This window comes from Aeromonas sp. QDB17 (genome assembly GCF_027705305.1).
In the GTDB taxonomy this organism is placed as follows: Bacteria; Pseudomonadota; Gammaproteobacteria; order Enterobacterales; family Aeromonadaceae; genus Aeromonas; species Aeromonas caviae.
In genome coordinates this window covers 3,476-22,948 of sequence record NZ_JAPDBP010000034.1, presented here as the reverse complement: position 1 = coordinate 22,948, position 19,473 = coordinate 3,476, and the positions used below count along the sequence as shown (strand labels likewise).

The 19,473-nt window shown below is 60.6% G+C and carries 18 protein-coding genes; 11 read left to right on the top strand and 7 right to left on the bottom strand.

The genetic code is table 11. The annotated features are described in order from the left end of the window. Positions 1 to 55: 55 nt before the first annotated feature. Positions 56 to 334 (bottom strand): hypothetical protein, encoded by a 279-nt coding sequence (locus OKC41_RS20040; protein WP_270672305.1) that lies wholly within the window; start codon positions 332 to 334, stop codon positions 56 to 58. A gap of 246 nt (positions 335 to 580) precedes the next feature. Here OKC41_RS20040 and OKC41_RS20035 point away from each other — a divergent pair, with 246 nt between their 5' ends. After that, the gene (locus OKC41_RS20035; RefSeq protein ID WP_270672304.1) at positions 581 to 1,576 is read left to right on the top strand and encodes a Preprotein translocase subunit SecY; all 996 of its coding nucleotides are present in this window, start codon (positions 581 to 583) and stop codon (positions 1,574 to 1,576) included. Between the two features lie 7 nt (positions 1,577 to 1,583). Here OKC41_RS20035 and fos read toward each other — a convergent pair whose 3' ends face one another. After that, complete coding sequence (gene fos, locus OKC41_RS20030) at positions 1,584 to 1,985, bottom strand: fosfomycin resistance glutathione transferase (RefSeq protein WP_039040005.1); 402 nt, start codon at positions 1,983 to 1,985, stop codon at positions 1,584 to 1,586. A 29-nt stretch (positions 1,986 to 2,014) separates the two neighbouring features. After that, positions 2,015 to 2,182 carry a hypothetical protein gene (locus tag OKC41_RS20025; RefSeq protein ID WP_005308905.1) on the bottom strand — a complete coding sequence of 56 codons (168 nt, stop codon included), beginning with the start codon at positions 2,180 to 2,182 and terminating at the stop codon, positions 2,015 to 2,017. A gap of 56 nt (positions 2,183 to 2,238) precedes the next feature. Here OKC41_RS20025 and OKC41_RS20020 point away from each other — a divergent pair, with 56 nt between their 5' ends. The 4 genes from OKC41_RS20020 to gshA are packed head-to-tail and all read left to right on the top strand — an operon-like array spanning position 2,239 to position 8,143. Next, positions 2,239 to 3,213 carry an NADP-dependent oxidoreductase gene (locus OKC41_RS20020; RefSeq protein WP_270672303.1) on the top strand — a complete coding sequence of 325 codons (975 nt, stop codon included), beginning with the start codon at positions 2,239 to 2,241 and terminating at the stop codon, positions 3,211 to 3,213. Next, positions 3,210 to 3,647: a YqaA family protein gene (locus tag OKC41_RS20015; RefSeq protein ID WP_029313803.1), complete on the top strand. Its 438-nt coding sequence runs from the start codon at positions 3,210 to 3,212 to the stop codon at positions 3,645 to 3,647. The genes OKC41_RS20020 and OKC41_RS20015 overlap by 4 nt, the downstream gene beginning before the upstream one ends. A 25-nt stretch (positions 3,648 to 3,672) precedes the next feature. After that, a complete protein-coding gene (locus tag OKC41_RS20010) occupies positions 3,673 to 6,486 on the top strand; it encodes a pitrilysin family protein (protein ID WP_270672302.1) in 2,814 nt (937 codons plus the stop codon). 58 nt (positions 6,487 to 6,544) lie between these two features. Beyond that, positions 6,545 to 8,143 carry a glutamate--cysteine ligase gene (gene gshA / locus OKC41_RS20005; protein ID WP_029313807.1) on the top strand — a complete coding sequence of 533 codons (1,599 nt, stop codon included), beginning with the start codon at positions 6,545 to 6,547 and terminating at the stop codon, positions 8,141 to 8,143. 118 nt (positions 8,144 to 8,261) lie between these two features. On the opposite strand, the gene OKC41_RS20000 is transcribed toward gshA, so the two are convergent. Beyond that, positions 8,262 to 9,581: an anaerobic C4-dicarboxylate transporter gene (locus OKC41_RS20000; protein ID WP_010673132.1), complete on the bottom strand. Its 1,320-nt coding sequence runs from the start codon at positions 9,579 to 9,581 to the stop codon at positions 8,262 to 8,264. Between the two features lie 130 nt (positions 9,582 to 9,711). After that, positions 9,712 to 11,154, bottom strand: coding sequence for an aspartate ammonia-lyase (gene aspA, locus OKC41_RS19995; RefSeq protein ID WP_010673133.1), 1,443 nt, complete (start codon positions 11,152 to 11,154; stop codon positions 9,712 to 9,714). Positions 11,155 to 11,609: 455 nt separating this feature from the next. Between aspA and OKC41_RS19990 the strand changes: the two genes are divergently transcribed. After that, positions 11,610 to 12,089 carry an FxsA family protein gene (locus tag OKC41_RS19990; protein WP_039040009.1) on the top strand — a complete coding sequence of 160 codons (480 nt, stop codon included), beginning with the start codon at positions 11,610 to 11,612 and terminating at the stop codon, positions 12,087 to 12,089. A 22-nt stretch (positions 12,090 to 12,111) separates the two neighbouring features. On the opposite strand, the gene OKC41_RS19985 is transcribed toward OKC41_RS19990, so the two are convergent. Next, positions 12,112 to 13,446, bottom strand: a complete 1,335-nt coding sequence (locus OKC41_RS19985) for an MATE family efflux transporter (RefSeq protein ID WP_232090139.1) — start codon at positions 13,444 to 13,446, stop codon at positions 12,112 to 12,114. 242 nt (positions 13,447 to 13,688) lie between these two features. Here OKC41_RS19985 and OKC41_RS19980 point away from each other — a divergent pair, with 242 nt between their 5' ends. The 5 genes from OKC41_RS19980 (at position 13,689) to OKC41_RS19960 (ending at position 18,455) form a co-directional block, all read left to right on the top strand. Continuing rightward, positions 13,689 to 13,982: a co-chaperone GroES gene (locus OKC41_RS19980; RefSeq protein WP_005309514.1), complete on the top strand. Its 294-nt coding sequence runs from the start codon at positions 13,689 to 13,691 to the stop codon at positions 13,980 to 13,982. Positions 13,983 to 14,025: 43 nt separating this feature from the next. After that, a complete protein-coding gene (gene groL / locus OKC41_RS19975; RefSeq protein WP_010673136.1) occupies positions 14,026 to 15,660 on the top strand; it encodes a chaperonin GroEL in 1,635 nt (544 codons plus the stop codon). Between the two features lie 94 nt (positions 15,661 to 15,754). Further along, positions 15,755 to 16,252, top strand: a complete 498-nt coding sequence (locus OKC41_RS19970; protein WP_201895034.1) for a molybdopterin-binding oxidoreductase — start codon at positions 15,755 to 15,757, stop codon at positions 16,250 to 16,252. A 24-nt stretch (positions 16,253 to 16,276) separates the two neighbouring features. Further along, positions 16,277 to 18,208 carry a bifunctional diguanylate cyclase/phosphodiesterase gene (locus OKC41_RS19965; protein ID WP_029313817.1) on the top strand — a complete coding sequence of 644 codons (1,932 nt, stop codon included), beginning with the start codon at positions 16,277 to 16,279 and terminating at the stop codon, positions 18,206 to 18,208. Between the two features lie 58 nt (positions 18,209 to 18,266). Further along, positions 18,267 to 18,455, top strand: a complete 189-nt coding sequence (locus OKC41_RS19960) for a hypothetical protein (protein ID WP_010673139.1) — start codon at positions 18,267 to 18,269, stop codon at positions 18,453 to 18,455. Positions 18,456 to 18,519: 64 nt separating this feature from the next. Here OKC41_RS19960 and rluA read toward each other — a convergent pair whose 3' ends face one another. Continuing rightward, the gene (gene rluA, locus OKC41_RS19955; RefSeq protein WP_109112877.1) at positions 18,520 to 19,176 is read right to left on the bottom strand and encodes a bifunctional tRNA pseudouridine(32) synthase/23S rRNA pseudouridine(746) synthase RluA; all 657 of its coding nucleotides are present in this window, start codon (positions 19,174 to 19,176) and stop codon (positions 18,520 to 18,522) included. Positions 19,177 to 19,473: the final 297 nt, after the last annotated feature.

Here is a 19,473-nt window from a genome sequence, read left to right as displayed (position 1 = left end):
GGTATTAGCTGGTCAAGGATGGCGATCATACCTCAGAAGCCGCGCCACGCCTCGCTCATACGAGGGGATGGTTAAGGATCTGGTTGGTGCTGGGGGGCTGGTTGCGCTGCGTCTCATCCTCCAGATTGAGGTTGATCCTCTTGCAGTCGGCGGCGGCCGTGTCACCGCTCCCGAGATCGAAGCAGTTGCTTTGGGACCAGTCAAACTGCGTGTCATTCCAGTCCAGATTGAATGTCAGCGCATCCACGGAGAAGGTCTGGCTCCCTTCGTCCTGTGCCAGGGCGCTACCGGTGATCAGAAAAAGAGAGAGCAACAAAGCCGTCGTTCTGTTCATGATGTCCTCGAGTCGTGTTCGGTGGAAATGAGTGTAATGCGGCGGGCTTAACCCGAGCATAACCGCAGATGTCCTTCAGGTACGGGGTCGATTGTAGTGTTTTTCTGCTGCCGATTTGCACGTTTTGGTCGCACTCTGGGCAGCTGATCGTCCATGGGCGGGAATTCGGGGATTTGCCCTTCTCTCCGGGGGAGTGGCGACTATAATCGGCAGCCAACTTTTCCTGCAGATGTTTCCCGTTTCATCATGACTACTCAGGCTTGCGCCGCATTGCGTTACCCCAAGGGATGGTTCGCCCTCACGACAGTCTACAGTTTTACCGGGCTGGCCATTCTGGCTTCCATCGTCTTCTCCCTGCTGCTGTTTCTCTCCATCGACGAAAACCCCCTGATGAAGTGGCTGTTCGGCGGGCTGGCCATCATCTTCGAGCTGGGCAAGTTCTACGTCTGGTACGAGTACGGCGAGTGCAAGGCGAGGCGGGATCTGGGCGGCGCCTTCTGGTCGCTGCTGTTCTACAGCGTGCTGGCCGCCATCTCCATCGGGGGCAGTATCGGCGGCATCAACAGCGCCACCAACACCATCCTGAGCCAGCAGGCGCGTCACGAGCGGGAGATAGCCCGTTTCGACGAGCAGATAGCCAGCATAGAGCGGCAGATCCAGCTCAACGAAGAGGCGGCCCGCAAATACATCGAGATGGCGCGTATCTCGAGCGGCGTCAGCGGTCTGCAGCAGGCCAACACCAAGCTCAGGCTGCGTCAGGACGAGCTGCGCCAGGAGCGGGACGCCAAGCCGCTGGGGGAGCAGTCCTCCATGCTGGGGCTGATGAGCAGTCTGGCGGACGGGGTGGGCATGAGCATCGGCCAGGTGCAGTTCCTGCTGGTCTGCTTCCTGTCTATTCTGCTCGATGCGTTTGGTGCCTTTTTCGTCAGCCTGATCGGTGAGGAGAACCGCTTCCGCCGTCAATGGATGTGGCAACGGGAGAAGGCGCAAGCCGAGGCCCGGGTCGCAGTGCCGACCCCGGAGTCGCCAGCCATCAGCAGACCCGTGCCCGAGCCAGCCGTGGTCGCCCAGGTGCGCGGTGCGCTGGAGAGCGGCGAGCTCAAATGCAGCAAACGCAAGGTGGCTGAGGCATTGTCACTGTCTCTGGAGGAGGTGGACCGGGTGTTCCAGCATCTGCTGGCGCAGGGCGTGCTGGGGCAGGGCAGCAATCGTCACTACCATCTTCGTGCCGAGCAGGGATGAATCCGGCTCAGTCGAACCAGATAAGACCCTCATAGGGTTGCTGTCTGAGGGAGGCGAGCCGGCTATCCAGGTTGCCTGCATGGATTTCCAGCCGGTGCCCGTCGGGATCCAGCAGATAGAGTGAATCCCCTTCGCTGCTGTTCTTCTTCCACTCCACGACGCCCGCCGCGCGCAGACGGGCGCAGAAGGCAGGAAACTGTTCAGGCGAGATGCCAAACGCGACATGGCTGTAATCTCTGGCCGGTTGGGGGGGATCGCAGGAGAGACAGAGCCAGAGATCGCCGAGGGTGAGATAGGCTCCCCGTGCCCATCTCACCCTGGGGCGACATCCCAGCAAGTCGACATAAAAGGCAACGCTGCTGTCGAGATCGCCGGTTGCCAGCGTGAGATGGTTCAGTCCATGCAGCATCTTCTCTTCTTCCCCCTTGTCCCTGAACCCTAGTGAGTGAGCACCATCATCAGGCTGAGGAAGGCGGCCAGCCCGCCGCCGATGCCGATGATCCAGTAAAAGCCCTTTGCCCCCTGTTTGAGCGGAATGCGGAAGTAGAGCAGAAACGCCCACCACCCCAGGGCCAGCAACAGAGGAATAAGAAACATTCGAGCCATGGTGTCCTCGCTGTTATTCTGTTGACCCTTGATCAATCAACAGGATGGATTGTGCAATGACGCAGCTACAGATTACCGCATTCGGCGACCCCTCGGTACTCAGGCTCAACCCTTCCCTGGACAAGGTGCCCGCGGAGGGAGAGGTCCGGGTGCGCATCTGCTTTGCGGGGGTCAACCCCATCGATGCCAAGACCCGGGCCGGTCTCGGCTGGGCGGCCGCCCAGAACAAGGACAACCTGCCCTGGACGCCGGGCTATGACGTGGCCGGTGTGGTGGAAAAGGTGGGGCCCGGCGTGACCTCCCTGGCCGAGGGGGAACTGGTGTGCGGCATGGTGGGTTTCCCCCTCGCCGCCGGTGCATATGCCGAATCCGTGGTGGCCCGCGAGGAGGAGCTGGTCAAGCTCGATGGGGTGAGCCTCAGGCAGGGAGCGGCCCTGCCGCTGGCGGGACTCACCGCCTGGCAGGGGCTGCTGGAGCACGGTGGCTTGCAGTCGGGGCAACGGGTACTGATCCTGGCCGGTGCCGGTGGCGTCGGCCATCTGGCGGTGCAGTTTGCCGCCGCCTATGGTGCCCACGTGGTTGCCACGGCAAGCGGCGACAATCACAGCTTCCTTCATAGTCTCGGGGCGAGCCGGATGGTGGATTACCACCAGGCCGGGTGGTGCACCGAGGCGATCACCGATGGTCCGTTCGATCTGGTGCTGGATCTGGTGGGGGGCGAGAGCGGCAAGGCGGCGCTGGCCTGCGTCAAGCAGGGCGGCCGTCTGGTAACGGTCCCCACCATCACGGCCCAGCAGATCAAGGACGCGGGGGCTGAGCTCGGTGTCGAGGTTGTCGGCATGCTGGTCCATCCCGATCGAACGCAGCTGACCCAGATGCTGACGCTGCTTCGCCAGGGGGAGGTGAAGATCACTGTCTCCGGTGAATACACGCTGGCAGAAGGGGCGCTGGCCCATCAGGCCATCGAGCAGGGCCATGTGCGCGGCAAGCTGTTGCTGCGCATGTCCGCCGCAGACGGTCAGCCCGGATGATAGACTTCACCGGGATGGGGCTGGGAGGGCTGTTTCTGAGCGCCTTCACCTCCGCCACCCTGTTGCCCGGCAGCTCGGAAGTGTTGCTGGGCGCCATGGCGGTCAAGGGGGAGTGGAGCATGACCAGCCTGCTTTTCTGGGCGACGCTGGGCAATACCCTGGGTTCCATGACCACCTGGTGGCTCGGCTGGCTCGCCACCCACAAGAAAAAACCGGAAGATTTTCAAGGCCGTGGGGAACAAAAAGCCCTTGGTTGGCTCAAACGTCATGGCCACTGGTGTCTGCTGCTTGCCTGGACGCCTGTGGTCGGCGATGGTCTCTGTCTGCTGGCTGGTTGGCTGCGCCTCTCCTTCTGGCGCTCCCTCATCTTGATCGGGCTCGGCAAATTGCTTCGTTATGCCCTGGTGTTTCTGCTGGCCAGTCAGATCTTCTAGCCTTTTTGTTACTCACGAGGTACCCGTGAACAAACTCATTCCATTAAGCATGCTGCTGGGCTTCTCCCTTCCCGTGCTGGCGGCCCCGACCCTGGTGTCCGAGCAGGTCAAACAAGAGGGCAAGCTCGGCATCCCCTACCAGATGTACAAGCTGGACAACGGTTTGACCGTGATCCTGGCCCCCGACCACTCCGATCCCCTGGTGCATCTGGATGTCACCTATCATGTCGGCTCCTCCCGGGAAACCGTGGGCAAGTCGGGCTTTGCCCACTTCTTCGAGCACATGATGTTCCAGGGCTCCAAGCACGTTGGTGATCAGGAACACATGCGGATCATCAACGAGGCGGGCGGTGACATGAACGGCACCACCAACAAGGACCGTACCAACTACTACGAAACCGTGCCGGCCAATCAGCTGGAGAAGGTGCTCTGGCTGGAGGCGGATCGCATGGGCTTCCTGCTCGATGCGGTGAGCCAGAAGAAGTTCGAGATCCAGCGCGCCACCGTCAAGAACGAACGGGCCCAGCGCATCGACAACCAGCCTTATGGCCTAGTGGGCGAGCGGGTGGGGGAGGCACTCTATCCGCGCACCCACCCCTACTCCTGGCAACCCATCGGTTATGTGGAGGATCTCGACCGGGTCGACGTCAACGACCTCAAGCAGTTCTTCCTGCGCTGGTATGGTCCCAACAACGCGACCCTGACCCTGGGCGGCGACTTTGATACCAAGCAGGCGCTGGCCTGGATTGAGCAGTACTTCGGTTCCATCCCGCGCGGTCCGGACGTGGCCGAACCGACGCCTCAGCCTGCCACCCTGCCGGCAACCCGCTACGTGACGCTGGAAGACAAGGTGCATCTGCCGCTCCTGTATATCAGCTACCCGACCGTCTCCCTGGGTGACCCGCAGGAGCCGGCGCTGGACATCTTTGCCGATGTGCTGGGGGGCTCTGCCAGCTCCATGCTCTACCAGTCCCTGGTGAAAACCGGCAAGGCCATTGAGGCGGGCGCCTCCCACTCCTGCGAAGAGCTGGCCTGCACCCTGACGGTCTATGCCTACCCCAATCCGGCGGCGGATGGCAGCCTCAAGACCCTCAAGAGCGAGGTGGACAAGGTGATCGGCGAGTTTGCCCAGCGCGGCATCAAGCCCGCGGATCTGGAGAAGGCCATCAGCAGCTATCGCGCGTCCGCCATCTGGGGACTCGACAGCATCGAGGGCAAGGTAAGCCAGCTTGCCATGGGGCAGGTGCTGGCCCGGGATCCCGACTATGTGTTCAAGAATCTGGATGCCATCGCCCGGGTCAAGGGGTCTGACGTCAAGGCTGCCTACGACAAGTTCATCCAGAACAAGCCTGCCGTGGTGCTGAGCGTGGTGCCCAAGGGCAAGAGCGACTGGCAGGCCGCCAAGCCCAATTTCACTCCCGCCAAGCGGGAGCTGCCGGATTACAGCAAGCATGACAAGGTGCTGGCCGAGCGGCCGGTGAAAGATGACTTCGATCGCAGCGTGCAGCCCAAGGCGGCCGATGCGGTGAGCGTCAAGGTGCCCGCCATCTGGCGTGGCAAGCTCGACAAGGGGATCGAGATCATCGGCACCCACAGCGACGAGATCCCGGCCGTCTCCATCATGATCGCCCTGCCGGGTGGCATCCGGGCCGAAGGCAAGGGAGAGCTGGGGCTGGCCAGCCTCACCGCCGCCATGCTGGAGCAGGGGACGACGCGCCTCTCCGAGGCCGAGCTGAGCGACGAGCTGCAAAAACTCGGCGCCAGCATCAGCGTCTCCAGCGCCCAGTACAACAACCTCATCACCATCAGCAGTCTGGCGGACAAGCTGCCCGAAACCCTGGCGCTGGTGCGGGAAGTGCTGCTGCAACCCGGCCTGCGGGAAGCGGACTTCGAGCGGCTCAAGACCCAGATGCTGCAAGGCATGAAACAGAGCGAGCAGCAACCCGAGTGGCTGGCGGGTCAGGCGTTCCGCGAACTGGTCTATGGCAAGCAGAACCGCCTCGGCCAACCCTCTGACGGGGTGCTGGCGGACGTGGAGAAGCTGACCCTGGCGGATGTGAAGCGCTTCTATGAGGCTTATTACAATCCGACCAATGCCAAGGTGGTGGTGACAGGTGATGTGACCGCCCAGCAGGTGGAATCCGGTCTCGCCTTCCTGACCCAGTGGCAGGGAGCCGCCCCGACCCTGGGGGATCTCAAGCCAGGGGGAGAGCAGGCCAAGCCAGGCATCTATCTGGTGGACAAGCCGGGGGCCCCCCAGTCGGTGATCCGTATCGGCCGTCGCGCCATGCCGTTTGACACCACGGGAGACTATTTCATCGCCAACCTGATGAACTTCAACCTGGGTGGCAACTTCAACAGCCGCATCAACCTCAACCTGCGGGAAGACAAGGGCTACACCTATGGTGCCAGCTCGGGCTTCCAGGCCAACCGCGAGGCGGGGGTCTTCGCGACCGGCGCCAATGTGCGCACCGATGCGACCGTGGATGCCATCCGCCAGTTCCTCAAGGAGATGGACGGCTACCGCAAGAACGGGCCGACCCCGGTGGAGCTGGCCTACATGCGCAGCGCCGTCTCTCAGCAGGATGCGCTCTCCTACGAGACCCTGGGGCAGAAGGCTGGTTTCCTGCTGCAGATGATCATGTACGACCTGAAGCCGGACTATGTGCAGGCCCAGAACAACCTGATCAAAACGGTGTCACCCGAGACGCTGAAGGCCAGTGCAGCCCGCTGGCTGGATCCGGCCGAGATGGTGATTGTGGTGGTGGGAGACAAGCAAAAGCTTGAAAAACCCCTGAGCGAGCTTCATCTTCCCATCTATCCACTGCAACTGCCCTGAGGGGCGTCGCAACAATAAGTGCCGCCCCGGGTGGGGCGGCCACACATGAGCCGTGAATATGACTACTACTAGCTTGTCGCTCACCGAGTTGCTGGCTGCGCTGGGCACCCCGGAACGGGTGACCGCCCTCAAGGGGATCCGGCGCGGGATCGAGCGCGAATGTCTGCGCATCACCCCCGAAGGGACCCTGGCCCAGACCGATCACCCCAGAAGCCTGGGGTCGGCCCTGACCCATGCCAACATCACCACCGATTACTCCGAGAGCCTGCTGGAGTTCATCACGCCGGCCACCGACTCCATCGAGAGCCTGATCGAGCAGCTCGGCGACATTCACCGCCACACCATTCATCATCTGGGGGAGGAGCGGATCTGGCCCCTCTCCATGCCCTGCTTCGTCGGTGACGAGGAGAGCATCCGCCTGGCCCAGTACGGCAGCTCCAACATCGGGCGGATGAAGACCCTCTATCGCCAGGGGCTGAAGAACCGCTACGGCAGCCTGATGCAGGTGATCGCCGGGGTGCACTTCAACTTCTCCATGCCGGACAGCTTCTGGTGCGAGTGGCAGGATCTGGTGGGAGAAGGCTGCTGCAGCCAGCGCTTCATCTCCGACAAGTACATGGGGCTTATTCGCAACGTCTACCGCTTCGGCTGGCTGGTGCCCTATCTGTTCGGCGCGTCTCCGGCCATCTGCGACTCCTTCCTCAAGGGGCGCAAGAGCAGCCTGCCGTTCCAGAAGACCGGCAAGGGCACTCTTTACCTGCCCTATGCCACGGCTCTGCGCCTGTCCGATCTCGGTTACACCAACAGCGCCCAGGCGGGGCTCAAGATCAGTCATGACAGCCTGCCCGCCTATGTGAGCAGCCTGCGCCGGGCCATCAATACCCATGATCCCGACTTCGCCAGGATAGGGGTCAAGGTGAACGGCGAGTACCGCCAGCTCAACGACAACGTGCTGCAGCTGGAGAACGAGCTCTACGCGCCGATCCGCCCCAAGCGTACCCCCCGCAGCGGCGAGAAGCCCTCGGATGCGCTGGAGCAGCGCGGCATCGAATACATCGAGCTGCGCACGGTGGACGTCAATCCTTTCACCCCGTTCGGTATCGAGGTGGATCAGATCCGCTTCTTCGATCTCTTCCTGGTCTGGTGCCTGTTGCGCCCGTCCCCCGTGCTCTCGGATGACGAGGTTGCCCGCAACCGCCGCAACCAGAACAAGGTGGTGCTGGAGGGGCGTCGCCCCGGCCTGACGCTTGAAGATGAGCAGGGCAATGCCATCGGCCTCAAGGAGTACGGCCTCAAGCTGTTCGACGAGCTGGCCGAGGTCGCAGCGCTGCTGGATCGCTGCTGCGGTCGCAACCGCTATCGCGAGACGCTGGCGATGCACCGTGAGAAGCTGCTCGACCCCGAGCAGACCTACTCCGCCCGCCTGCTCAAGCAGTTGCTTTCAAGCGGCCAGGACAACGGCTGCTTCGGCGATGCGCTGGCGAGCCGCTACCGGGAAGAGATGCTGGCCGGCGAGCTGCAATACTGGGACGAGGCCTACTTTGCCGGCGAGGCGCGGGACTCCCTGGCCAAGCAGCGGGAGCGGGAACGCAGTGACAGTCTGTCGTTCGACGACTTCCTGGCTGACTATTTCGGTACCCGCCAGACCACGGTCTGAGGATGCCGCCAGGATGACGAAAGCCGCTCCCGGGAGCGGCTTTTTCATGGGCGCCCGGCGGTGGCCTGGCATAAAAAAACGGCCCGTTCGGGCCGTTTTACATGGGGTGGTTCACCGGTCAGAGGATGAGACCACCGAAGAAGAAGCCGAGCGCCACAGCCATGGCGATGGTGGCCACACCCGGGATGAAGAAGGGGTGGTTGAACACGGCCTTGCCGATGCGGGTGGATCCGGTGTCGTCCATCTCGACCGCGGCCAGCAGGGTCGGGTAGGTCGGCAGCACGAACAGGGCGCTCACGGCGGCGAAGGAGGCGATGGCCGCCAGCGGGCTGACACCCAGTGCCAGGGCGGCAGGCATCAGGGCCTTGGTGGTGGCACCTTGCGAGTAGAGCAGCATGGAGGAGAAGAACAGCACCACGGCCAGCAGCCAGCTGTATTGGCTCAGCAGATCGCCGGCGAACGCCTGGATCTCGACCATGTTGCCCTTCACGAAGACGTTGCCCAGCCAGGCCACGCCCAGCACGCAGATACAGGCGGACATACCGGACTTGAAGGTCGGCATGTTGGTGATCTGGGCCGCGTCCAGTTTGCAGAACAGGACCATCAGGGTGGCGGCGGAGAGCATGATGCCCATGATGGCGCCATCGCGGGGGATCGGCGGATTGCTGATGAGGCCCACGTTGCCGGAGATGGCGGTGGCATAGGCCATCACGGCCACGATGGAGGCGACGAAGATGCCGACGGAGAGCTTGGCATAAGGCTTGATCTCAACCTGGCTGGTACCGCGCAGCTTGATGAGTCCCTTGGCTTTGCGCTCCAGATAGACTTCGTCCTGATCCAGCGGCTTGCCCAGCAGGTTGGCGATGAAGGCCCCCAGCAGACAGGCAATGAAGCTGGACGGGATGCAGATGGCCAGCAGGGTCAGGTAGTCGACGCCAAGCGGCTCCAGCATGCCGGAGAAGGCGACCACGGCCGCCGAGATGGGGGAGGCGGTGATGGCAATCTGGGAGGCAACGACCGCGATGGAGAGCGGACGGGACGGGCGAATGCCCTGCTCCTTGGCCACTTCGGCGATCACCGGCAGGGTGGAGAAGGCGGTGTGACCGGTACCGGCCAGCATGGTCATCAGGTAGGTGACGACCGGGGCGGCGAAGGTGATGTGCTTGGGATTCTTGCGCAGGGCTTTTTCGGCCAGGTGCACCAGATAATCCATCCCGCCGGCCAGCTGCATACAGGCGATGGCGCAGATGACGGACGCGATGATCATGATCACGTCCCACGGGAGATAGGTCACCAGCTGATCGCTCGGGATGGGCATGCCCAGCCCCCAGGTCAGTACCAGTACCCCAAGACCACCGGCAAAGCCGATACCTATGCTGCCTATCCGGGCCCCCAGATAGATAGCGGCGAGCACGACAAGTAACTCGATTCCAATCATAGCGAACACTCCATTTTCCAGTTTTTTTAGGTTTTATTAGGCTGAAAAGCCAATTCCCGATGGGGCTGTGGGGAGACCGCTCGGGAATTGACTTTAAATGGGCCGGGATAACCCCGGCCCATCTGCTCGCTTATACGGTGGCTTCGCGGGTGTAACGCTTGGCTTTGTATTGCGGGTTCATCAGGTTCTCGATGGAGAGGATCTCGTCCAGCTGTTCGGCGGTCAGCAGGCCGCGTTCCAGCACGACTTCGCGGACGTTCTTGCCGGTCTGGGCACAGATCTTGCCGACGATGTCGCCTTCATGGTGACCGATGAAGGGGTTCAGGTAGGTCACGATGCCGATGGAGTTCAGCACGTGGTTCATGCAGATGTCCGGGTTGGCGGTGATGCCTTCCACGCACTTCTCGCGCAGGGAGATGCAGGCTTTTTCCATCAGGCTCAGGGATTCGAACATGGCCTGACCGATCACCGGCTCCATGACGTTCAGCTGCAGCTGACCGGCCTCGGCGGCGAAGGTGATGGTGACGTCGTTGCCGAATACTTTGAAGCAGGACTGGTTGACCACTTCCGGAATGACCGGGTTGACCTTGGCCGGCATGATGGAGGAGCCAGCCTGCATTTCCGGCAAGTTGATCTCTTTGAGCGCAGTGCGCGGGCCGGAGGAGAGAAGACGCAGGTCATTACAGATCTTGGAGAGCTTCATGGCCAGGCGCTTGACCGCACCGTGCAGCATCACATAGGCGCCGCAGTCGGAGGTCGCTTCGATGAGGTCCTCTGCCGGCACGTAGGCACGACCGGTGATCTCGGCCAGACGCTTGATAGCAAGACCGGAGTACTCGGGCGGAGTGTTCAGACCGGTACCGATGGCGGTGGCGCCCAGGTTCACTTCCAGCAGCAGCTCCTGGCAACGCTTGATGGATTTGATCTCTTCACGCAGGGTGACGGCGAAGGCGTGGAACTCCTGACCCAGGGTCATGGGCACCGCGTCTTGCAACTGGGTACGGCCCATTTTCAGGATATGTTTGAATTCCTTGGCTTTGACATCGAAGGCGGCGATGAGGGCTTCCAGAGCGTGCAGGGTGGTGTCGGTGCTGTTGACCACGGCCACGCGGAAACCGGTGGGGTAGGCATCGTTGGTGGACTGGCACTTGTTGACGTGATCGTTGGGGTTGATGACGTCGTAGCGACCCTTTTCAAGTCCCATCAGCTCGAGGGCGATGTTGGCCAGCACTTCGTTGGTGTTCATGTTGACGGAGGTACCGGCGCCGCCCTGATAGACATCGACCGGGAACTGATCGAAGCACTTGCCGGTGTTCAGCATCAGGTCGCAGGCTTCGACAATCTTGTCTGCGATCTCGGGACGGATGGTGCCCAGCTCACCGTTGGCCAGTGCAGCCGCCTTCTTGGTCAGGACCATGCCACGAACAAACTCGGGAACGTCAGAAATCTTCTGAGTGCTGATCTTGAAGTTTTCAACAGCGCGCAGGGTGTGCACGCCGTAGTAGAGGTCGTTGGAAACTTCTTTGGTGCCCAGCAGGTCTTCTTCAATGCGGACGTTCTTGATGTCGCTCATTGTTATGCCTCAGAAATCAAATAAATGGAAACGATCCTCACCGAGTGGTCGCGATTTCCCTACGCACATTTCATCCTGAAGCACCACACATCGGGTGGGGCAGTTGGGAGCCAGTTGCTCCCTGTGCAATGACTGGTGTTGATGTTACCCCAATTGAGGTATCCGGTATTAGACCTGGATCACTAAATTTGAGGCAACCTCAAATTTCTTGTGGTCATTAAACAGATATTGCAATCGGGCGATTAACTTTGACAGAACAACCACCTCAATCCCAGTTGGGCGGACAAATATTTATCCGTATTCCGGGGCCTGCGGCAGGAGAGGCTTGAAAAATGATCAACCAGCCCCATGTTAATGTCAGAAGACCTGAACCCGGCGCGTCAGCATCAGCATCAGCGATGTGCGGCTGCCGACCGGACACCCCGGGTCCATTCATTCATCGCGCCGAGGTTGCTATGGGCAAGTTGTTACTGTTGTTGGTCGGGCTGGTATTGCTGGAGCTCACCGTCATGATCAAGGTGGGCTCCGTGATCGGGGCCTTGCCGACCGTTGGCTTGCTGGTGCTGACCGCCGTGCTGGGATCGTCGCTGGTGCGCAGCGAGGGGATCAAGACCCTGCTCACTGCCCAGCAGAAGATGCAGCTGGGGGAGATGCCCGGCCGCGAGGTGATGGGTGGCATGATGCTGGCGCTGGCGGGCTTGCTGCTGATTATCCCGGGATTTGTGAGCGATATTGTCGGTATCCTGCTGCTGCAGCCCTGGCTGCGCAACATGCTGGCCGACAAGCTGATTGGCAGCAATCAGTTCAGGATGCAGATGGGGGGCTTCCAGGCTCGCCAGCAGCCGTTTGAACCAGGCCCGGGCGATGACAGGCCCGGACAATCCCCGCGAGGGGGTGGCAATACCATCGAAGGGGAGTTCGAACGCAAAGAGTAATCGCGGGCCCCGAGCTGTGCAGTCAGGGTTTCCCCTGATGGCACAGCCGCTCGAATCTGTGGCGGGCATACCCCCAAGCCAGCAATCCGGCGGCCAGGTTCGCCAGCAGCATCCCCAGATAGATCCCCTGTTCTCCCCCCAGTTTTGCCCCCAGCCAGGCCCCCGGCAGCAAGAAGACAAACAGTCTGATGCCGTTTATCAGCAGTGACACCGCCGATGCCCTGACGCCGTTGAGCGCCGAGGCCAGCAGCATCACCATGCCCTGAAAGCCGTAGCCGATGGGGACCAGATGCAGATAGAGCACGATGAGGCGCACCACTTGCGGATGATCGCTGAACAGATCGGCGATGAAGGGGGCGAGAAGCCAGGTCAGCGCGTAGACCCCAAGCTGGAACAGCAGGGCGAAGCGCATGCAGAGCAGCAGGGCGGCTTTGGCTCGGGCCGGATTCCCGGCGCCGCAGTTCTGCGAGATGAAGGGGGCCAGCACGGAAGAGAGCGCCATCATCACGATGAGCAGCAAGGCCTCGACCCGGGATGCCGCGCCGTAGGCGGCGACCACCTCGGTTCCGAGCCCGGCGAAAATGATCATCAACACGGCGTTGGCCAGTGGGTTGAGCATGTTGGTAAACGATGCGGGCACCGCCACATGGAGCAGGGCGCGCCAATGGGCCAGCAGCTGAGGGCGGGGGGAGAGGCGCCAGGTCAGCAGCGTCTCCCGCTTGCGCAGCAGATGGAGGCTGACCAGCATGGCCATCAGCCAGGAGAGGGAAGTGGCGATGGCGGCTCCCCGAATGCCCCACTCGGGGAAGGGGCCCGGCCCGAAGATGAGCAGAGGATCCAGCACGCCGTTGACCAGACCGGCGACCCCCATCACCAGACTGGGGGTTTTGGTATCCCCCGTCGTCCGGATGGCCGCATTACCGACCATGGGCACGACCAGCATGGGGACGGTCAGATACCAGATGAGCATGTAGTCGTGGATGAGGGAGATGAGCTCGACGCTGGCCCCCAGCAGGGTGAACAGAGGGGTAATGGTCAATGCCCCCAGCCCGGCGAGCAGACTCACCAGGATGACGGCAAGGAACAGGCAGTCTGTGGTGATGCGGGCTGCCTCGTCATGGCGACCCTGCCCCAGGGCATGACCGAGCAGGGCGCACAGGCCCGCCCCCAGCCCCATGGTCAGGGAGGTGACGACAAAGGTGACCGGGAAGGTGAAACTGATGGCGGCCAGCGCCTGGGTACCCAGCATGCCGATGAAGAAGGTATCGACCAGGTTGAAGGCCAGGATGGCGATGATGCCCAGGATCATGGGGCCCGTCATGCGCAGCAGCATGGGCGTCATGGGAGCGGTCAGCATGGGATTGGGTCGGCTCAAGGCAGAGTCTCTAGGTGCTTTGGGCCTGAATGCTGGCCGTCTCCATCCGCCTTCCTGATTGGGGATGGGTGATCCATCGAAGGTGTTCATAGTACGTGAAAATATTTTTTTTGTATTTGCCCTTGAAGGGCTAGCCCTGTTGCCCCAGATCAGGGGCATGACAAATTTGGCCGATTGCGGCCATTCCTCAAGCAACACAGAGACTCATTTTGGGAGAGTTATCGATGAAAATTCGTCCACTGCACGACCGCGTCATCATCAAGCGCATCGAAGCTGAAGCCAAATCCGCTGGCGGCATCGTCTTGACTGGCACTGCGGCCCAGAAGTCCACCCGTGGTGAAGTTCTTGCCGTGGGGACTGGTCGAATTCTGGACAATGGGGATGTCAAAGCACTGGCCGTCAAGGTGGGTGACAAGGTGATCTTCAACGAAGGCTACGGCGTGAAGACCGAAAAGCTGGATGGCCAGGACGTACTGATCCTGTCCGAAACCGACATCCTGGCGATTGTCGAAGAGTAATCACCCTCCCTCTTTTCCCGAATTGATTTAAGGATTGAAGAACATGGCAGCTAAAGAAGTTAAGTTTGGCAACGAAGCTCGCATCAAAATGCTGGAAGGCGTCAACATCCTGGCCGATGCCGTCAAGGTGACCCTGGGCCCGAAAGGCCGCAACGTGGTACTGGACAAGTCCTTCGGCGCCCCGACCATCACCAAGGATGGCGTCTCCGTTGCCCGTGAAATCGAGCTGGAAGACAAGTTCCAGAACATGGGTGCCCAGATGGTCAAGGAAGTCGCTTCCAAGGCCAATGACGCCGCCGGTGACGGTACCACCACTGCCACCGTACTGGCTCAAGCCATCGTCAACGAAGGCCTGAAGGCCGTTGCCGCCGGCATGAATCCCATGGATCTGAAGCGTGGTATCGACAAGGCCGTTGTGGCTGCCGTTGCCGAGCTGCAAGCACTGTCCACTCCCTGTGCCGACAACAATGCCATTGCCCAGGTAGGCACCATCTCCGCCAACTCCGACGAGAAGGTCGGCAAGCTGATTGCCGAAGCCATGGACAAGGTCGGCCGTGACGGCGTCATCACCGTGGAAGACGGTCAGGGCCTGGACGACGAGCTGGCGGTGGTAGAAGGCATGCAGTTCGACCGCGGCTACCTCTCCCCTTACTTCGTGAACAAGCCGGAAACCGGCTCCGTCGAGCTGGATGACCCCTTCATCCTGCTGGTGGACAAGAAAGTCTCCAACATCCGCGAAATGCTGCCGGTGCTGGAAGGTGTGGCCAAGGCGGGCAAACCGCTGATCATCGTGGCCGAAGACGTGGAAGGCGAAGCGCTGGCGACCCTGGTGGTCAACACCATGCGTGGCATCGTGAAAGTGGCCGCCGTCAAGGCGCCGGGCTTCGGTGATCGCCGCAAGGCCATGCTGCAGGATATCGCCATCCTGACCGGTGGTACCGTGATCTCCGAAGAAGTGGGCATGGAGCTGGAAAAAGCGACCCTGGAAGATCTGGGCCGTGCCAAGCGCATCGTCATCACCAAAGAGAACACCACCATCATCGATGGCGTGGGCGATGCTGCCCTGATCGAAAGCCGCGTGGCCCAGATCCGTCAGCAGATCGAAGAGACCTCTTCCGATTACGACCGTGAGAAGCTGCAAGAGCGCGTGGCCAAGCTGGCCGGCGGTGTTGCCGTGATCAAGGTGGGTGCTGCCACTGAAGTTGAAATGAAAGAGAAGAAAGCCCGTGTTGACGATGCCCTGCACGCCACTCGCGCAGCCGTGGAAGAAGGCGTGGTTGCCGGTGGTGGTGTAGCGCTGGTGCGCGTTGCTGCCAAGTTGGCCTCCCTGCGTGGTGACAACGAAGACCAGAACGTCGGTATCAAGGTTGCCCTGCGCGCCATGGAAGCCCCGCTGCGTCAAATCGTCATCAACGCCGGCGAAGAAGCCTCCGTCATCGCCAATGCCGTGAAGAACGGTGAAGGCAACTACGGTTACAACGCCTACACCGAACAGTACGGCGACATGCTGGCCATGGGTATCCTGGACCCGACCAAGGTAACCCGTTCTGCCCTGCAGTTCGCCTCGTCCGTCGCTGGCCTGATGATCACCACAGAGTGCATGATCTCCGAGCTGCCGAAGAAAGATGCACCTGCCATGCCTGATATGGGTGGCATGGGCGGTATGGGTATGATGTAATCCCGTCAAGTCATCAAACGGCTCGCTTTTGCGGGCCGTTTTTTTTAGTGCTACTAAGCTGAAGTTGTTGATAGTGAAATGATCTGAGGTGAACATGCGATACTTATGGCTTCTCCCGTTACTCCTTTCCCTGGCCTTGCCGGGCATGGCGCAGGCGACACCACAGGGGCCGGTCATTCTCAAGGTGACGGGGAATCTGGACCCTGCCGATCCGGCAGATGGAGAGGTGCTGTTCGATATGGCCATGATCCAGGCGCTGCCGCAGCATGAGGTGGTTACGAGCAATCCCTGGGTGGACAAACCGCACAAATACGTGGGGCCGAAACTGGCGGACGTGCTGACGGAGGTGAAGGCCAACGGCAAGAGCATCACGCTCACCGCCCTGAACAGTTTCCAGATCCGGATCAACTGGGATAAGGTCAAGCAATACGATCCTATTCTGGCCTGGCAGGATGACGGGATGACCATGCGGGTACGTGACAAGGGGCCGCTCTGGTTTATCCTGCCACTGGATCAGCATCCCGAACTCAGGCGTTCCGAGTTCACCGACATGATGATCTGGCAACTGAGTGCGATCGACATTCAGCAGTAAAACGGTGGTTTACGGGAGTACTGGGTGAAAGCGAAGACCAGGGCCTGGCCCTTACTCGGCGTTCTTTATCTATCCATTCTGTTGTTCACGGGTAGCACCCTCTATTGCCTGGTGCAGATACAAAATGCGACCCGGGTGATGGAGAAGTACACCTATGACGTCTCTTGGGCATTGATGCAGTTGCAGCTCGAGCTGGGCCGCTTTCTCAATGCCGTCGAGATTTACCACTATGGCGGCATAGACCAGGAAGCCCTGCTGCTCCGCTATGACATTCTCTGGAGTCGTACTCCCATCCTCCTGAGCGGCCAATTGAGAAAAAGCCTCGCGGACAATCCAAAGACGCTGCGGCTGGTGAAACTGACCGAAAGCAGTATCCGCAAGCTGGAGCCTGATTTGGTCAGGCTCAAACCGGGGACGCCGGATTACCAGCAAGTCATGATGACACTGGCGCCCTTGCAGGAACCCCTCTCTTACTCTCTTGCTTCCGTCATGCAGAACAACATCAACGTCTATACGGGCAACGACGCGCGTTTTGGCCAGTTGCGCAATGCCCTGCTGTTCATGGTGTCGGGGCTGGTGGTGTCCGTCATTCTGCTCAGCGGCCTGCTGGTGCGAGAAGCCAGGCGCCATTTCAGGACGGCTAGGATCGATCCCCTCACCGGGCTCGCCAACCGGCTGGCGCTGCTGGAAAAGATGGATGCCTATGTCACCCGTGACACCTCCTTCGGACTGGTGCTGGTCGACATCAACGACTTTCGTGATATCAACAGCAAGTTTGGCTACAACACAGGGGACCTCCTGTTGCAAGAGGTGGCAAAGCGGTTGCGCGCCCTGTGCGAAAACGGGGAGTGGGTGGCGCGTTTGGGGGGAGATCAGCTTGCCATGCTGCAACGGGAGGGGAGCGATCTTCGCCAGGTCAGGGAGCTCGTGGCCAGAGTACTCCACTCCATCAAGCAAGACATCATCATCGACAACTACCCTTTTCGGCTTGAGGTTGGTATCGGTATCGCCTTCTTCCCGACCGACAGCAACCAGACCCAGGAGTTGCTCAGCCGGGCGGAGCAGGCCCTCTCTCACAGCCGCAAGACCCATGTTCCCTATGTCATCTATGACAGTTCCCTGCTCAACGAGACGGCCAGGCGCAAGCATCTTGCTTCCGACATGGTGATGGCACTGGAGCACAATGCGCTCGAGCTCTATTACCAGCCCATCGTCAATCTGGAAAGTGGCCGCTGTGAAGCCGTGGAGGCGCTGCTGCGCTGGCGCCATCCCGAGCTTGGCTTTATCCCGCCCAACGAGGTGATCCAGGTGGCGGAAGAGTTTCAGCTGGCTGAGAAACTGGGTGGTTGGGTATTGAATACCGCATGTGAGCAACTGCATCAGTGGCAGCACCTGGGTTTGGTGGACTTGCAGATGTGCGTGAACATCTCCCCGGGCATGTACCAGCGCAACCTGTTGAAGTTGGTGGCCAGAGCGCTGATGGAGCACCATATTCCCGCGTCCAGCCTGGTGCTGGAGGTGACGGAAGACACCACCATGCGCGAGGTCAAGAACTCGCTGCAGTTGATGCAGGATCTCAGCCAGCAGGGGGTACATCTGGCCCTTGACGACTTCGGCACCGGCTACTCCTCCCTCAGCTATCTGCAGAAGCTGCCGGTGAGCAAGGTGAAGATAGACAGGTCCTTCATTCAAGGTATCGACACCTCTATCGAGGCGGCCGAACTGGTCGCCAACATCTGCCGTATGGGCTCCATGCTTGGCAAGAAACTGGTATGTGAAGGGATCGAGACCCAGGGGCAGCTCGATGTGCTGCGCTCATTGACCGACATACATCTGTATGGGCAGGGATATCTGTTCAGTCGCCCGGAGCATGCTGAAAAGGCCTATCAGACATTGCTGGAGATGGAAGAGCGCTGGTTGGCCCGGCGTTCGCCGGACAAGGCATATCTGCGTTGAACGATATGGCTCATGTCTCACCGGGCCCGGCCGATAGTCTCTTGGCAGGAGGTACACAATGGATATTTCTAGTTCTGCAAATGCGTCGTTCGGTTCTGCACTGATGGTGGCCAGCCTGGCCAAAAAGCAGCAGACCCAGGAAGGCGAATCCGCACTGAAACTGCTGGAAACAGCAGCGCAATCCGCTCCGGCTGCGCCGACATCGGCCAGTGCTTCCCTCGGAAGCAAGATCGATATCCGCGTCTGAGCGATAAAAAAGCCCCCATCTCTCGATGGGGGCTTTCTTTTTATTGGGCTGTTATCTGCCAGGCTCAGACCGGGAAAGGGGCCGGTGCCTCGAAGGTCATCCGCTCGCCGCTTCTGGGGTGGCTGATGGTCAGGCTGGCCGCATGAAGATAAAGGTGCGGTGCAGCCGCCAGCGCATCCGGGTTGGCGTAGAGGTTGTCGCCGAGGATGGGGTGACCCAGCTCCAGCATGTGTACCCGCAACTGATGGGAGCGACCGGTAATCGGGGTCAGCTTGATCAGGCTGTTGCCGTTCTCCACCTTCAGTTTCTGCCACAGGGTGAGGGCATGACGCCCCTCCTCAAAATCCACCTTCTGCTTCGGCCGGTTGGGCCAGTCGACGCAGAGCGGCAGATCCACTTCACCCGCATCCAGCACCGGTTCACCCCACACCCAGGCGAGGTAGTGCTTCTCGGTCTCACGCTCTCGGAATTGCCGGCTCAGCTCCCGGTGGGAGTTGGGGGTGAGCGGGATCACCAGCACGCCGGTAGTCGCCATGTCGAGGCGATGGGCAGCCGCCGCTTTGGGGTGCTGCTGCTTGACCCGATGGAGCACGCTATCTTCATTCTCGGGGCCGCGCCCGGGGACGCTCAGCAGGCCAGTGGGCTTGTTGACCACCATGATGTCCTTGTCCTTGAACAGGATATCGAGCCAGGGTTCCAGGGGCGGTGAGTATACAAACATAGCGTCTCGCATCTTGGGTCAAAGCGGGGGCAAGCCCCCATCAGTTATGGGTTACCACGATAAAAGTGCATGGCAGCCAACTCGCGTTGGGCCTGGCCATTATCAACCAGATGATGCCTGCACCGTTTTGTCAGTTATGGGTTACCACGATAAAAGGGCATGGCAGCCAACTCGCGTTGGCCTGGCCATTATCAACCAGATGATGCCTGCACCGTTTTGTCAGTTATGGGTTACCACGATAAAAGTGCATGGCAGCCAACTCGCGTTGGGCCTGGCCATTATCAACCAGATGATGCC

What these genes read in the sequence shown, in the direction of transcription:
- OKC41_RS20040 (WP_270672305.1), bottom strand. Translation starts at nt 334, where the DNA reads ATGAACAGAACGACGGCTTTGTTGCTCTCTCTTTTTCTGATCACCGGT.
- OKC41_RS20035 (WP_270672304.1), top strand. Translation starts at nt 581, where the DNA reads ATGACTACTCAGGCTTGCGCCGCATTGCGTTACCCCAAGGGATGGTTC.
- fos (WP_039040005.1), bottom strand. Translation starts at nt 1,985, where the DNA reads ATGCTGCATGGACTGAACCATCTCACGCTGGCAACCGGCGATCTCGAC.
- OKC41_RS20025 (WP_005308905.1), bottom strand. Translation starts at nt 2,182, where the DNA reads ATGGCTCGAATGTTTCTTATTCCTCTGTTGCTGGCCCTGGGGTGGTGG.
- OKC41_RS20020 (WP_270672303.1), top strand. Translation starts at nt 2,239, where the DNA reads ATGACGCAGCTACAGATTACCGCATTCGGCGACCCCTCGGTACTCAGG.
- OKC41_RS20015 (WP_029313803.1), top strand. Translation starts at nt 3,210, where the DNA reads ATGATAGACTTCACCGGGATGGGGCTGGGAGGGCTGTTTCTGAGCGCC.
- gshA (WP_029313807.1), top strand. Translation starts at nt 6,545, where the DNA reads ATGACTACTACTAGCTTGTCGCTCACCGAGTTGCTGGCTGCGCTGGGC.
- OKC41_RS20000 (WP_010673132.1), bottom strand. Translation starts at nt 9,581, where the DNA reads ATGATTGGAATCGAGTTACTTGTCGTGCTCGCCGCTATCTATCTGGGG.
- aspA (WP_010673133.1), bottom strand. Translation starts at nt 11,154, where the DNA reads ATGAGCGACATCAAGAACGTCCGCATTGAAGAAGACCTGCTGGGCACC.
- OKC41_RS19990 (WP_039040009.1), top strand. Translation starts at nt 11,610, where the DNA reads ATGGGCAAGTTGTTACTGTTGTTGGTCGGGCTGGTATTGCTGGAGCTC.
- OKC41_RS19985 (WP_232090139.1), bottom strand. Translation starts at nt 13,446, where the DNA reads ATGCTGACCGCTCCCATGACGCCCATGCTGCTGCGCATGACGGGCCCC.
- OKC41_RS19980 (WP_005309514.1), top strand. Translation starts at nt 13,689, where the DNA reads ATGAAAATTCGTCCACTGCACGACCGCGTCATCATCAAGCGCATCGAA.
- groL (WP_010673136.1), top strand. Translation starts at nt 14,026, where the DNA reads ATGGCAGCTAAAGAAGTTAAGTTTGGCAACGAAGCTCGCATCAAAATG.
- OKC41_RS19970 (WP_201895034.1), top strand. Translation starts at nt 15,755, where the DNA reads ATGCGATACTTATGGCTTCTCCCGTTACTCCTTTCCCTGGCCTTGCCG.
- OKC41_RS19960 (WP_010673139.1), top strand. Translation starts at nt 18,267, where the DNA reads ATGGATATTTCTAGTTCTGCAAATGCGTCGTTCGGTTCTGCACTGATG.
- rluA (WP_109112877.1), bottom strand. Translation starts at nt 19,176, where the DNA reads ATGTTTGTATACTCACCGCCCCTGGAACCCTGGCTCGATATCCTGTTC.